Below are 14,621 nucleotides of genomic sequence, written 5' to 3' on the forward strand. Positions count from 1 at the left end.
TTGTTATTTTTTTTCTGTTGAATGTTTATTTACGGCCCAGACATGTCCCTGCCGGGCAATAAGTGCTTCCGCAGTTTCGGGGCCCCAACTTCCTGCCTGATAATTTGGAAAATCTATGGAATCCCTATTTTCCCATGCGTCGAGAATTGTTGAAATTACATCCCAGGCTTCTTCAATTTGGTCCGATCTCATAAACAGGGTTGTATCTCCAAGCATGGCATCCAGGAGCAGGGTCTCGTATGCTTCGGGGGTTTGCGTAGAGCAGTTATCGTAATTAAAAATCATTTCAGAAGGGTTGAGGTTCATTTCCAATCCGGGGCGCTTGGTCATAAAGCGCAATAATATGTCCATTTGTGGCTGGATATTGATGGTCAACCTATTTGGCATGATACTATCGGTCTGCGTTGCCGGAAACGAAGCGTGCGGCACGGGTCGGAATTGAATGGTTATGGAAGAAGTTTTTTCCTGCATGCGTTTTCCGGTCCTTAAATAGAAAGGCACATTTTGCCACCGCCAATTGTCTAAATAAAACTTGATTGCGGCAAAGGTTTCGGTGTTGGAACTTTTACTAACTCCTTTTTCTTCACGGTATCCAGGTACTTTCTCGCCTTCAATCCATCCATCCGAATATTGCCCCCTTACGGCATAATGATGCACTTCTTCTGGTTTTATGCGCCGTATTGCTTTAAGTACATCGTATTTTCGGCTTCGTATTTCTTCAGCATCAAAAGAGGCTGGCGGTTCCATGGCTACCATGCACAAAATTTGCAGTAAATGGTTCTGGATCATGTCGCGCAATGCACCAGCACCTTCATAATAGCCACCGCGGTCTTCAACGCCCACTTTTTCGGCAACGGTTATCTGTACCGAATCGATATAGTTTCTGTTCCAAAGTGGCTCAAAAAGTGTATTTGCAAACCGGAAGGCAAGAATATTCTGAACGGTCTCCTTGCCCAAATAATGGTCTATTCTAAAAATTTGCTCTTCATGAAAAGTTTTGGTAAGCATTTTATTGAGCTCAACGGCCGATTCTTTGTTGTAACCAAAAGGTTTTTCAATAATTATCCTGTCTTTTGATTTATCGGTTGCAAGTCCGGAATTTTTTATGTTGACTGTTAATGGCTCGATAAAACGTGGGGAAACCGATAGGTAAAACAGCCTATTGGCACGAACTTCCCATTTATTATCATAATCTTCAATTTTTTTAAGAAGCTCTTTATAGTCGTTTTCATCGTTTATGTTGGATGGGAAATAGTGCAACGACTCCTTAAAAATATTCCATTTTTTAGGATCTGGTTCGCCGCTTCTGGAAAATTCCTTTAATCCTTCGTGTAGGTTTTCACGATATTGATCGTCGGTAAGTTCTGTTCTTCCCAACCCATAGATAGCAAAATTTTCTGGCATCCAGTTTTCATTGAACAAATTGTAGAATGCTGGAATTAACTTTCTTTTTGCAAGATCTCCGGTACCGCCAAAAATAACAATAACTGTGGGAGATGCCTTTTTATTCGTTTTCATGGTTTTTTTATTTTGTATATCGGTCGGGCCTGCCCATTTGGTTCAGGCGGTTGGAATTTGCCACAAATTTTATTGAATATTGCCAATTTATTTATGGAGGCCCCTTTTTATTTTTTATGAATTATTCTTCCCATTCAGTATGGAAAATACCTTCTTTATCAATTCTTTCGTATTTATGGGCACCAAAATAATCTCTTTGTGCCTGGATAAGGTTTGTTGGTAAAGTCTCACTTCTGTAGGCATCAAAATATGTTAGTGCGGTACCGTAAACAGCCATGGGAATACCTTTGTCTATACCAATTTTTACTACCGAGCGCATTGCTTTTTGATGAACGTTAAGCTTAGAAGCAAGATTTTCGTCCAATAACAAATTGGGCAGTTTTGGGTTTGCCTTGTAGGCTTTCCTAAAATCTTCCAGAACGGCTGCCCTGATGATGCATCCGCCACGCCATATTTTAGTAACTTCTTCTAGGTTTAGGCCATAATCAAACTCTTTGGATGCAATGGTAAGCTGTGCCATTCCTTGGGCATAGATGGAAAGCATTCCAAAATAAAAAGCATCTTTAAAATTTGCCATTAGGCTCTCCTTGCTAATGTTTTCCGAATCCCCGTGCCAAGCATAGGTTTTGGATGCCTGGGTCCTTTCTTCTTTATATTTGGAAATATCCCTCATATTCACGGCCAGGTCTATGGATGGAACGGGTGCTTGAATTTCCATTGCGTTCTGAGAGGTCCATTTTCCTGTTCCCTTTGCTTTGGCCGTATCGGAAATCAAGCCGACCAAACGTTTTCCGGTAATTTCATCATCTTTTTTTAGAATAGCAGCCGTGATTTCTATTAAATACGATTGTAATTCTGATTCGTTCCAGGATGCAAACATGTTTTGAAGCTCGTCATCTTCAAATTCAAATCCGCGTTTCAAGACATCGTATGTTTCTGCAATTAACTGCATAATTGCATATTCTATACCGTTATGAACCATTTTCACGTAATTTCCCGCAGAACCACGTCCTAAGTAGGTTACACAAGGCTCTCCATTTACCTTTGCGGCAATGGCTTCAAAAATTGGACGTAATCTTTCATATGAATTTTCATCGCCTCCCGGCATCATACTAGGGCCAAAACGCGCCCCTTTTTCCCCGCCGGAAATTCCCATTCCGAAGTAATGAATATTTTGTGCGGCCAGCTCGTCAACCCTTCTGTTAGTATCTTCGAAATAAGAGTTCCCGCCATCTACTACAATATCGCCTTCTTCCAAATAAGGTAAAAGAGATTTAATAACAGCATCTACAGGCTTTCCAGCTGGTACCAAAAGCATGATTGCCCTTGGTTTTTTTATAAGTTGTACAAATTCTTTGGCGTTTGTTGTACCTTTTACGGTATGTTTATCGTCGGCTTCACTTTCCAGCGAAGCGGCCTTTTCGGCATCCAGGTCCAAACCGGCAACAGAGAAACCATGGTCTGCCATGTTTAGCAGTAAGTTTCTCCCCATTACACCAAGGCCAACAATACCAAAATCAAAATCTTTCATAGTCAATTTTTATTGTTAATTTGTTCTTTAAAATTTTTTCTTTCTATATCCATAACTTTGTCCAGCCTGCGCTTAAAGCGTTCTTCGTCCTGAAACTTGGCTTTTAGGAATGCTTCTGTAACTTCCCAGATAAGTGCAGTGCCAATGACCCTTCCGCCTAGGCAAATTAGGTTCATGTTATCGTGTTCGACTCCTTGGTGGGCCGAATAGGTTTCGGTAATTAGTGTGGCACGTACCCCCGGAAATTTATTTGCGGCAATAGACACACCAACACCGCTTCCGCATATGGCAATTCCCTTTTCTATACTCCCTTTAGAGATAGCCTCGGCCAACGGGACAATGATATCAGAATAATCATCTTGAGAATCGTAGGAAAAGGCACCAAAATCTTCATATGCATAACCCGCTTTATCAAGGAGTTCTTTTAATTCCCCCTTTTTTTCAAATCCTGCGTGGTCTGCTGTAATTCCTATTTTCACTTTAGACGGATACAATGTTTAGAAAGCATAAAATTAAGTATTTCTATGCGATAAAGACAATTTTATTTAGTTATATAACGATAGTTTAAACAAATAGTGATTTGTGTAAATTTATAAGAAAGAAATAGCGGTAAAAGCATCTGTGTTTTTATTTCACAAAATGCGAACATAGGTCTTAAATGAAAAATTTTTACGCAATACGCCTCATAAATTGCCGTAATTGCCCATTGCTTAAAGCGTACAATATCAGTAATTTTATAGTGTAAATTTTTAAAATCAGTATTGGCGGTCAAGGTAAAAAGCCCGAGGAAAGGTTCATGACGAACCCGCCAAATCGCAAGGGTGGAATGTATGCTTTTGGTTTTCAGGATGCAGATGGGCACCGTTGGAGCATGTTGTATATGGATATGGAAAAATGCCAACAAATTAAAAAATTATAACAATGAAAAAACAAGTCTATACAATTAAAATAGCGGTTTCCCGAAAAAAAGTATGGGAAGTATTATGGAACAACGATACGTATGTGCAATGGAGTGCTGCTTTTGGCGAAGGTTCCAGGGCCGAATCTAATTGGGAGGAAGGAGACAAGATTTTTTTCTTAGGTAAGGATGATGATGGGATTGTAAGTAAAATAGCAAGAAAAATTCCATATGAATATATGTCCTTTCAACATTTGGGCGAAGTGCACAAAGGGAAAGAAGTAATTGGAAAGGAAGAAAGCGAGTGGTGCGGAGCCCATGAAAATTATAGATTGGAACCTGTAAACGGGGAAACGCTTTTAAAAGTGGATATGGACATAACCGAGGATTATATAGATTATTTTGACAAAACCTGGCCATTGGCCATGGAAAAAATAAAAGAGCTTTCTGAAGCAGATTAATTTTAAACAATAATAAGATGTTAAATGAAACAAGCACATTTTCAAGTTTTTCTGTACATGATATTGACGAGGCAAAACAATTTTATGGCGATAAATTGGGGTTGGATACTTCGGTAAACGAAATGGGAACCTTGGAATTGCATTTAAAAGGCGGAAATGAAGTTATTGCTTATCCGAAAGGAGATGCGCACCAAGCTGCAAATTTTACGGTATTGAATTTTACAGTAAACAATATTGATGATGCCGTAGAATTTTTGGTATCAATAGGAATAAAAATGGAGCAGTACGAGTACCCTAAAACCGATAAAAGAGGTATTTTTAGGTCTTCAAACAAAAATGAAGGGCCAAACATAGCATGGTTTAAAGATCCTTCGGGTAATATTTTATCGGTTATAGAAGAATAATGAACAAACAACACGAGTACAAAACAACCATACGGTGGACGGGAAACTTAGGGAAGGGAACAATAGATTACCGTTCCTACGAGCGGAGCCACACCATTAATTCTGACAATAAACCATTGATCCAAGCCTCTTCCGATCCTGCTTTTCGGGGCGATAAAGACAAATACAATCCTGAAGAATTGTTTTTATCTTCACTTTCGAGTTGCCATATGCTTTGGTATTTACATTTTTGTGCAATATCGGGCGTGGTGGTTAAAAGTTACAAAGACACACCGTCTGGTATTATGGAAGAAACAAAAAATGGGGGTGGCCGTTTTACCAAAGTGGTACTAAACCCGGTAATAGAAGTTGAGGAAGAATCTATGAAGGAAAAGGCTATGGATTTACACCATAAAGCAAATGAATATTGTTTTATAGCCAATTCCTGCAATTTTAAAATAGATCATAGCCCGGTTGTAAATGTGGCCGTACCTTAAGGCTTAGTTTTTAAGCATGTCTGGCGTTGCAACAGTTCTAAAACCAAGGTGTTCCTGCCCAGAATCGGTAGCTGTTGCCATTCTTGCAGATATTCTGTAACTGGAACAATAGCTGGCACTGCATAAAAAAGAGCCACCTTTTATTACCTTTTCTTCTACAAGCGGATTGTTTGGGTTGTATGGAGATTTTGCCCCATATGGGTTGTTCACCACTCCTTGGTCTAATAACTGCTTGTAATAATCTACATTGTACCAGTCTTGTGTCCATTCCCAAACATTTCCTGACATTTCGTACAATCCGTAAGAATTGGCAGGGAAAGATTTTACGGGGGCTTTGTTTTCGTATCCGTCTTCTTCGGTGTTTTCTGTGGGGAATTCCCCATTCCATGTATTGGCTTCAACAGTAAGTTTTTCTGTGTCATTTCCCCAAGAATACAAAGTGTTTTTTAAACCGCCATTGGCCGCAAATTCCCATTCGGCTTCTGTTGGAAGTCTTTTTCCGGCCCATTTGCAATACGCCAAGGCATCTTCGTAAGCAATATGTACAACGGGATAGTCTCCCTTTCCTTCAATGGTACTTCCGGGCCCTTTTGGGTGTCTCCAGTTGGCCCCGATTTTCCATTCCCACCATTGGGAAAAATCGTATAGATTTGGAACGCTCGTTTTGGTTTTTTTAAATACCAGAGAACCTGGTTGCAATAAAGAATCATGAGGTTTTGGTGTCCCCGGTGGGACTTGTTTTTTTAATTCCTCCCAATCAACGGGTCTTTCGGCAACTGTTACATAACCTGTTTCTTCAACAAATTTTGCATATTCATCGTTGGTAACCTCTGTTTCGTCCATAAAAAATCCATCTATATGAACGGGATGAGCCGGCCTTTCATGAGAAAGTGCCTTGTCGTCGCCGTTCCTTGCACCTTGTGTAAAGTTGCCTCCCGGAACCCAGATCATTCCCTTTGGGGTTTTTATGTCCTTGGGCTTTTCCTGTGGAAGGGAAGCAGTTTCTTTTGTTGTAATTTCTTCAACAGAAGCTTTTTTGTCCTGCTTGCATTGCGTTAGTATAAATCCGAGGGTAAGAAAAGCGATTAAACGAAATAATTTCATTCTTTATTTTTTAAATTGTACAGTATAAACTTACAAAAGTGTTTTCAAAAAAACATCTTAATTATTAAAATAACGGCAGCACCTATTTTTGTGCTTTGCCCAGAGTGTTCTTTGGTTTTAATGTATTGTTATTCCCGTATATGCAGACTTTTCTATAAAAACTATAGCGGAAGGCTCCCCGATAATGATTTTAGCGCTATTTCAGACAATTTGGCCTGGAAATTGGCATTGCTAAAGCGTAATTGTGCATTGATGTAATTAAGCTGAGCTGTTCTAAATTCTATGGTTGGGATGGCACCTATACGGTATTTTTCCATGGTTATCTCCAAATTTTCTTTGGCAATGGCCTCATTGTTCCGCTCTAGTTCAATAAGATTTAAATTGGTTTGATAGGTTTGGTAGGCAATACTTAATTGAGATAAAAGGGTTCTTTCCTGTTGTTCAATAAGCAATTTGCTATTGTCTATTTTAATTTTGGCAATTTTTTCGTTTCTATTTTGGTTGAAGCCATTAAAAACGGTTAAGTTAACGCCAAAGCCATAATTAAATCCATGAGAAGAAGAATTGGTGGTAAACCCTAAACTGGATTCCGATTCGCTAAAATTATATCCAGTTGTAGCTATTAATGAAGGATAACGGAGCGATTTGACCTGTTTGAGTTTCAGTTCGGCAATACGCTTGTTTATAACCTGGGCCATTAATTCGGGGTTGCCTTCTTTTGCCATGCTTTCCAGTTGTGGCAAAAATAAGTCTTCATCTACCGTGATATTGTCTACCACTTTAAATTCGGTTTTATTGTCGCGGGCAAGTAATTGATTTAATTCTACTTTTGTATTGGCATAAATTTCCTTTTGCTTCAGCATGAGGGTTTGATCTGTATTTAAATCAACTTGGGCATTCAGCACTTCCAGTTTGGAAGCTTTACCAATGGTAAACCTATTTTGAGCGAGTTCAACCCTTTGTTGCGAGATTACAAGTGTGCTATCTAAAGCAGCAAGTTGCTGTTGCTGCTGTACAAGATCGTAGTAAGTTACAAGTACACTGCTTACATTGGTTAAAATAGATTTTTTTAATTCTGCATCGCCCAGTTTTTTATTCTCTTTTAACTGATCGTATTTTGCAAACATCCCAAAACCATCAAAAAGAGTCCAATCCAACGCTACACCATAGCTCAAATTATTGTTTTTGGCATTGTCGAGTGCATTTACGGTTCCGTCCGATCTGGTTTGTGTAAGGTTTAATACACTGTTGTTATCGTCTAAGGATGCGTTTACCCGCGGGAGCATTCCTGCAAACCCGGGAGATGTGTTGACTTCGTCTATTTTTAGGTCGTTTTTTGCGAGCCTTATTTCATAGTTGTTTTCGAGTGTAATGGCTATGGCATTTTCAGCAGTTAAGATTTCAGCCTCCTGAGCATATCCATAAAAAATAAAGAAGCCAAAAACTAGCAGCAATAATGAGGTGCTTTTATTCATTTTCATATTTATCAAGAGCTTCATATTCGGTTTTAAGCTTTTTGGTTTTAGACCACATAGAATAGATTGCGGGAATAATATACAACGTTAAGATAAGCGAGAACATGGTCCCCCCAATAATAACGACGCCCATGCCAATCCTACTTGTAGAAGCGGCACCTAAGGACAGCGCAATGGGCAGTGCGCCCAAGGCAATGGTTAAACTTGTCATTAATATGGGTCGCAAACGCGATTCTGCCGCCCTAACAATGGCCTGCTCTTTGGGAACGCCTTCTTCACGGAGCTGGTTGGCAAATTCAACAATTAAAATACCGTTTTTGGTTACCAGGCCAATAAGCATAATGGTACCAATTTGGCTGAAAATGTTCCAGGTTTGCCCAAAAAGCCACAAAGAAAATACTGCTCCGGCCACCGCCATTGGGACCGTTAAAATAATAATTAACGGATCGATAAAACTTTCAAATTGTGCCGAGAGAATTAAAAAAATCAGCAAAAGTGCAAGTCCAAAGGCGTACATGGTATTCGAGCTGCTTTCTACAAAATCCCTGGATTCGCCACCGAGGTCTGTTGTAAAGGATTCGTCGAGAACTTTTTCCTTGATTTTATTCATGGCATTTATTCCATCGCTTATGCTTTTTCCCGGAGCAAGACTGGCCGAAACCGTTGCAGAAAGATACCGGTTATTATGAAACAATTGTGGCGGACTACTATGTTCTGATGTTGTAACGAGGTTGTCCAACTGAATTAATTGGCCTTCTTTGTTTTTAACAAAAATAGAAGTAAGGTCGGTAGGCGTTGCCCGGTCTTTTTTATCAAACTGGCCTATTACCTGATATTGCTTTCCGTTCATGAGGAAATACCCAAAGCGTTGGCCACTCAACGATAATTGCAGGGTCTGTGCAACATCGCGTACAGAAACTCCCAAGCTTTCGGCTTTTTCCCTGTTGATGGTTACGTAGATTTCCGGTTTATTAAATTTGAGGTCTACATCCGTATAAGAAAAAGTGGGATCGTTTTCGGCTTCCTTCATGAATTCAGGGATTTTTTCTTCTAATTTTTCAAAATTAGGAGCCTGAATGATGTATTGAATGGGTGGCCCGCCACGGCGGTTTACGGAAATTGTGGGTTTTTCGGACACACTGGTTTTTGCACCGACATAACTTTTGGTCCACCGTCCAAGATCATTGGCTATTTCGTGCTGGGAACGTTCCCGGTCGTGCACATCTTCTAAGGCGATAAAAGCCCTTCCGCTATTTACGGAGGAAGTGCCAAATCCTGGCGAGGTTAATATGAGGCTTACTTTTTTCTCCGGAATGGAATCGTTGATGAGTTTTGTAATATGTGTCATGTACCGGTCCATGTACTCATATGAAGACCCTTCGGGGGCACTTACGTTTAAGCTTACAAAACCACGGTCTTCATAAGGAGCGGTTTCCTTCTGAAGAATATTGTAAAATAGGCCAATCATTACAATACATGCCAATAAAATGGGGAAACTAAGCCATTTGCGTTTCATAAAACCACTTAATGAGCTGGCGTAACCTTTGTTCATTGCAACAAAGTAGTTTTCTGTAATGTTGTAGAATTTTGAGTGTTTTTGCTTTCCGGGCTTCATTAAATACGCGTTCAGCATGGGGGTAAGCGTAAGGGAAACAAAAGCAGATACCAATACGGCAGCAGCCAGCACTACGCCAAATTCCCTAAATAACCTTCCAACAAAGCCTTCCAAGAAAATAACCGGTAAAAATACGGCCGCCAAAGTAATGGATATGGATATTACGGCAAAGAAAATCTCATTAGATCCTTTAATAGCCGCCTCTATGGGGCTCATGCCTTCTTCTACTTTTTTGTATATATTTTCGGTAACAACAATTCCATCATCAACCACCAGGCCGGTAGCAAGAACAATGGCCAAAAGCGTAAGCACGTTAATGGAATATCCCAAGGCCCACATGATAAAAAAGGTAGCAATTAACGAAACCGGAATATCGATAAGCGGACGTAATGCCATGGACCAGTTTCTAAAGAAAAGGAAGATTACCAAAATTACCAGAATAATCGAAATTACAAGTGTTTCGGCAACTTCACTAACTGCTTTTCTAACAAAAATTGTATCATCGATTACAACATTTAGCTTAAAGCCTTCGGGAAGGTCTTTTTTCAATTTGTCGTATTCTTTGTAAAAAGCATCGGCAATGTCCAAATAGTTTGTTCCGGGTTGGGGTATTACGGCAACGGCTACCATGGGCTGGCCGGAGTCGCTCATTTTCGTTTCCATATTTTCGCCTTCAAGGGTTGCTTTACCAACATCGCTAAAGCGAACTACTTTTTCTCCTTCGGCTAAAATGATAATGTTGTTAAAGCCTTCTTCTGTAGAAAGGTTGCCTATTGTTTTAACGGTCAACTCGGTATTGTTGCCCGTGAGTTTCCCAGAAGGCAATTCTACATTCTGAGCCAACAATGCATTGCGCACATCGGCAACGGTAGCTCCGTAAGAAGCTAATTTTACGGGGTCTATCCACAGCCGCATGGCATATTTGCGCTGTCCCCAAATTTGAACGCTGCTCACCCCTTGAATGGTTTCGATACGCTGGGCGATTACGTTTTCGGCATAATCAGAAAGTTCAAGTATGTTCTTGGTGTCGCTCTGAACGGTCATTGACAAAATACGCTGGGCATCGGCATCTGCCTTCGAAACCACCGGAGGCGCATCAATGTCATCGGGGAGGCTGCGCACGGCTTGGGAAACTTTGTCCCGAACATCGTTGGCCGCTTCTTCTAGGTTTTTATCTAAGTTGAACTCAATATTAATCCTGCTGGAACCTTGAATACTTGAAGAGGTAATGTTCCGGATTCCGTCAATGGAATTAATGGATTTTTCTAGAGGCTCCGTAATTTGAGATTCAATAATATCGGCATTGGCACCTGCGTAATTTGTTCTTACGGATACTTGGGCCGGATCTATGGAAGGGAATTCCCGAACTCCCAAAAAGGTATAACCAATAATCCCGAACAGGATAATTGATATATTCATTACAATGGTTAGAACCGGACGTTTAATACTTATGGTAGAAAGATTCATGGATTTTCTGTGCTAGCGTCTGGATTAATGAGGTCTAGTTTTACGGGCGTACCATTGTCGAGGGCCATTACGCCATATGTTAGAATGGTATCTCCGGGTTTAAGCCCAGAAAGTACCCGGACATAACGGTCTGTACGGGCTCCGGTCTGTACTTCTATTTCCTGAGCCCTTCCATTGCGCGCTATAAAAATCTTTTTCCCGTTTTGTATCGGTATTAAAGCCTCCGTAGGTACCATTAATGCATTAGTAACGGTTTCTAGGGGAAGGTTAACGTTTACGTACATTCCAGGGTACAACTTTTGTTCGCTATTGTCTGTTATGGCGCGCATTTTTAATGTTCGTGTGGCAACTTCCACTTCGGGTTCTATGGCATAGATTTTAGCGGTATGCTCTTCTGTGTTGTTGGTGGTTGTAAAGGTAAAAGTGCTATTAAGCTGCATGCGCGATGCATATTTTTCGGGTATGGAAAAGGTAAGTTTTAAGCGTTTTGTATTTACCAGCTTTGCAATAATGGTAACCGGGGTTACATAACTTCCTTTTGATATGGACCGCAACCCAATGGTGCCGGAAAAAGGGGCCCTGATGGAAGTTTTGGAGAGCTGCGCCGCGATTAGGTCGGATTCTGCTTGCGCCGATTGTAGGTCGGCACTGGCAACATCGTATTCTTCTTGGCTAATAGCCTGCTTTTCCAAAAGAAGTTTTGCCCTTCTTTCGTTCTCGGCAGCAAGTTTTTGTGCTGTTTTTGCTTTTGATAGCTGGGCACGTAGTTCAATATCGTTTACCTTTACCAATATTTGCCCTTCGCTTACTTTGCTTCCCTCTTCAAAATTAATGCTTTCTACCACTCCTGAAACTTCACTGCGGATTTCAATTTGCTCATTGGCTTCGAGCGAACCCGAAAGAGAGAGGTTGTCCTTAAACTCCTGTGGTTTTAGCACCATGCCACCAACTTTTATGGATGAGGCGTTGCCACTTTTTAAGGGACCGGTATTTTGTTCATTATTTTTATAGATCCGGTAGCCTATGAGGCCGCCAATACCAATAATCAACAATAGATAAACTATGTATTTTACTTTCATGAGGGGTAAATAGTTAGTACGTTTTAAATAGGGTTTTAGCATGAACCGGCCTATAAAAAGGCTTCAAATTCATCGAAGCTTCAAAATGAATGGAATTTTGCGTATGATACAAGTTAAAGTTTGTTAAAGTTTTAATTTTAACGTTTTTGATTATGAGGTGATTGATTTTTTTATGTGAATATTGCCGATTCTATAAAAAATAGCGTTTGGCTAAGGTTTAAAGAATCAATTTTAATACGATGTAGGTCCGTAACTGTTTTTGTCTTTTTGATAATTATCAGAAAAAAAATATTTTCCTTTGCCATAATTTATATATTTGATAAAAAAAATGATTGCTGAAATACTCGTGGCCATGCTGTGGAGTGTATCCCCCTTTGGCGAGGCAAAAGTTGGTATTCCATATGCCATATTCAATAATGTAAATATTTACCTGTCTTTTTTAGTATGTTTTGCGGCAAATGTATTGGTGTACCCAATAATGATGTTTTTTTTGGATTATATGAACGCACATTTGCTAAAATGGAATTTTTACAAAAAAAGCGCCATTAAAGTTGCACGCAGGATAAAAAAAGGGGCTGGGACTAACGTAGGGAAATTTGGTTTCTATGGAATCTTGATATTTGTAATGCTGCCAATACCCGGTACCGGTGTATACGCAGGAAGCATTGCCGCTTATTTGTTTAGGATGCCATACCAACAGGCTTTTTTGGCAAATACCATTGGGATATTTTTGTCGTGTGCAATGGTTTGGGGAATGACAATGGCTACATACCACGGGATAAATTAAGTTAATTTGCTGCGCCGTATTGAATTAAAATGTGCTAAATTTTTCTTTTATAGATGCCTGCATTGCCAATGGTTTTTTGCAAACGGTATTTGCTTATCAATAAGCGGTCGAAAATAGAGCTTTCCAAGGGATAATCTTTTTCTTTTTTTGAAAACAAATAATCAGGGTCCGGCCCTACAATATATTCTGGTTTTACAATATTGAAGATGCGAAATATTTCTTCTTCACTCGAAGACGAATGTATGCCCATGTATGGAAAAAGCGCTTCCCGATATAAATTACTGGGGTGCGTCATTGCCTTGGAGGGAATGTTTTCGTTCATCAGCCAATAACCAATATGGTAATCAACAAAAAGTATATTATTGGGATTAACATGTGTTTTTGTAAAATATTCGGGTATTTCAAAACCTTCTTCGTTATAAAGCGTTTTTCCCTGAACAAGCCTGTTGGCCAAAGTGCCGTATTCAACATAAGATTCCATTGGGGTAATAATCAGCAGAATGGTTATCAGTTTTAATGAAATATAATTTTTAAACCTTGTGTTGTAAAGCCAAATCATGAGGCATACAATTAAAAATGGAAATACCTGTATTAAATAATGCCCGTTGACTTTTCCAGCATCAATAAAAGAAATCAATACTCCTATTAACGATAAAACAATTAGGACATATAAGCGCTGTATTTTTTTAATATGGTGATTGTATTTTTTGTAAAGAATATAAGCAACCCCTATGGCACATACCACAAAGAAAGATAAAACCAGTTTGGTAATAAGCGAACTGGCCGGATTATAGGCAATGGGGGCCAGGATGACAGAATTCCACCATACATTGAAATTCGAGGTTAATAGGTAAGGAATGGCCGTTATGGTTATGGTCAACAAGGTGCCAAAAAGCAAAAAGAAACCACTTAAAAAGGCCTTGACGATATTTTCGTGGTATAATTTATTAATGCACAGAAAAATCCCCAATAACAATGCAGGGTATGCCATATTAAGTTTGGTCATCATGGAACAGCCCAGTAATAGCCCTACAAAAAAAAGACTTACATAATTGGTATGGTTTTTCCACAATATAAAAAGAGCGGGTATAAAAAAGAATATGGAAATATGTTCGCTCATTACGCCTTGTATGTTACCAAAGAGGCTAGCGGTTATAATAAACAGGACACCTCCCAAAAGCGCAATTTTTTTGCTGGATATTTCTTTTAGCATTTTGTATACAACAAAAGCCGATATGCTAATAAGCACACAACCAATAAAGCGAATAGCAAGAAAACTTTTGCCAAACAAGAAGATGATCCCTGCAAAAAAATAAAAAAGCAACGGGGGTTTTAGGTCCCAGAGTTTTATATAAGGTAGGTAACCGTCCACTATGGATTGTCCCATAAGGATGAAAGTACTTTCGTCACGGTCTATATAATCCCGGAAAAAAAAGGGAAACCTAATCAATAAAACGGCAATTAATAATAATACAAAGACATAAGAATAGCCTTTAAAGGAACGATATGGGGGGAGACCTTTTATATTCATTATAGTTAACGCTATAGATAGAATCTATTTTATGATGCTGCAAAGTAAGAAAAATAATATTATATAGTAAGAAAAATGATATTATAAATTGAAGTTAATTTTTATGGTAACCTTCTTTAGGTCAGGAAAAAACATAAAAAAAAGCCTTACATTTCTGTAAAGCTTTTTTCCCAGTAGCGAGATCGAGATTTGAACTCGAGACCTCCGGGTTATGAATCCGACGCTCTAACCAACTGAGCTACCTCGCCATTTTGTCTTCGGCACCCCTAACCTCC

12 protein-coding genes and 1 tRNA gene are annotated in these 14,621 nt (G+C 39.5%); 4 read left to right on the top strand and 9 right to left on the bottom strand.

The window, feature by feature from the left end; all coding sequences use genetic code 11:
* Positions 1 to 3: 3 nt before the first annotated feature.
* From zwf to PSF86_RS13985, 3 genes are all read right to left on the bottom strand, one after another.
* Positions 4 to 1,518 carry a glucose-6-phosphate dehydrogenase gene (gene zwf / locus PSF86_RS13975; protein ID WP_277900712.1) on the bottom strand — a complete coding sequence of 505 codons (1,515 nt, stop codon included), beginning with the start codon at positions 1,516 to 1,518 and terminating at the stop codon, positions 4 to 6.
* Positions 1,519 to 1,639: 121 nt separating this feature from the next.
* Positions 1,640 to 3,049 (bottom strand): NADP-dependent phosphogluconate dehydrogenase, encoded by a 1,410-nt coding sequence (gene gnd / locus PSF86_RS13980; RefSeq protein ID WP_277900713.1) that lies wholly within the window; start codon positions 3,047 to 3,049, stop codon positions 1,640 to 1,642.
* A gap of 2 nt (positions 3,050 to 3,051) precedes the next feature.
* Complete coding sequence (locus tag PSF86_RS13985; protein WP_277900714.1) at positions 3,052 to 3,528, bottom strand: RpiB/LacA/LacB family sugar-phosphate isomerase; 477 nt, start codon at positions 3,526 to 3,528, stop codon at positions 3,052 to 3,054.
* 442 nt (positions 3,529 to 3,970) lie between these two features.
* Between PSF86_RS13985 and PSF86_RS13990 the strand changes: the two genes are divergently transcribed.
* From PSF86_RS13990 to PSF86_RS14000, 3 genes are read left to right on the top strand one after another with little or no spacing between them, the layout of a single operon-like run.
* Complete coding sequence (locus PSF86_RS13990) at positions 3,971 to 4,408, top strand: SRPBCC family protein (RefSeq protein ID WP_277900715.1); 438 nt, start codon at positions 3,971 to 3,973, stop codon at positions 4,406 to 4,408.
* Between the two features lie 17 nt (positions 4,409 to 4,425).
* Entirely contained in the window at positions 4,426 to 4,812 is a 387-nt protein-coding gene (locus PSF86_RS13995) for a VOC family protein (protein WP_277900716.1), read from the top strand.
* A complete protein-coding gene (locus PSF86_RS14000) occupies positions 4,812 to 5,288 on the top strand; it encodes an OsmC family protein (RefSeq protein ID WP_277900717.1) in 477 nt (158 codons plus the stop codon). Before PSF86_RS13995 ends, PSF86_RS14000 begins: the two co-directional genes overlap by 1 nt.
* Positions 5,289 to 5,291: 3 nt before the next feature.
* Here PSF86_RS14000 and PSF86_RS14005 read toward each other — a convergent pair whose 3' ends face one another.
* From PSF86_RS14005 to PSF86_RS14020, 4 genes are all read right to left on the bottom strand, one after another.
* Positions 5,292 to 6,392 carry a formylglycine-generating enzyme family protein gene (locus tag PSF86_RS14005; protein WP_277900718.1) on the bottom strand — a complete coding sequence of 367 codons (1,101 nt, stop codon included), beginning with the start codon at positions 6,390 to 6,392 and terminating at the stop codon, positions 5,292 to 5,294.
* Positions 6,393 to 6,553: 161 nt separating this feature from the next.
* Positions 6,554 to 7,867: a TolC family protein gene (locus tag PSF86_RS14010; RefSeq protein ID WP_277900884.1), complete on the bottom strand. Its 1,314-nt coding sequence runs from the start codon at positions 7,865 to 7,867 to the stop codon at positions 6,554 to 6,556.
* Positions 7,860 to 10,949: an efflux RND transporter permease subunit gene (locus PSF86_RS14015; protein WP_277900719.1), complete on the bottom strand. Its 3,090-nt coding sequence runs from the start codon at positions 10,947 to 10,949 to the stop codon at positions 7,860 to 7,862. Before PSF86_RS14015 ends, PSF86_RS14010 begins: the two co-directional genes overlap by 8 nt.
* Entirely contained in the window at positions 10,946 to 12,028 is a 1,083-nt protein-coding gene (locus PSF86_RS14020; protein WP_277900720.1) for an efflux RND transporter periplasmic adaptor subunit, read from the bottom strand. The genes PSF86_RS14015 and PSF86_RS14020 overlap by 4 nt, the downstream gene beginning before the upstream one ends.
* 328 nt (positions 12,029 to 12,356) lie before the next feature.
* Between PSF86_RS14020 and PSF86_RS14025 the strand changes: the two genes are divergently transcribed.
* Positions 12,357 to 12,815, top strand: a complete 459-nt coding sequence (locus PSF86_RS14025) for a COG2426 family protein (protein WP_277900721.1) — start codon at positions 12,357 to 12,359, stop codon at positions 12,813 to 12,815.
* A 34-nt stretch (positions 12,816 to 12,849) separates the two neighbouring features.
* On the opposite strand, the gene PSF86_RS14030 is transcribed toward PSF86_RS14025, so the two are convergent.
* Together PSF86_RS14030 and PSF86_RS14035 are read right to left on the bottom strand one after the other, a co-directional pair.
* Positions 12,850 to 14,346: an ArnT family glycosyltransferase gene (locus tag PSF86_RS14030; RefSeq protein WP_277900722.1), complete on the bottom strand. Its 1,497-nt coding sequence runs from the start codon at positions 14,344 to 14,346 to the stop codon at positions 12,850 to 12,852.
* Between the two features lie 174 nt (positions 14,347 to 14,520).
* A tRNA-Met gene (locus tag PSF86_RS14035) sits at positions 14,521 to 14,594 on the bottom strand.
* Positions 14,595 to 14,621: the final 27 nt, after the last annotated feature.

Source organism: Galbibacter pacificus (assembly GCF_029603165.1).
In the GTDB taxonomy this organism is placed as follows: Bacteria; Bacteroidota; Bacteroidia; order Flavobacteriales; family Flavobacteriaceae; genus Galbibacter; species Galbibacter pacificus.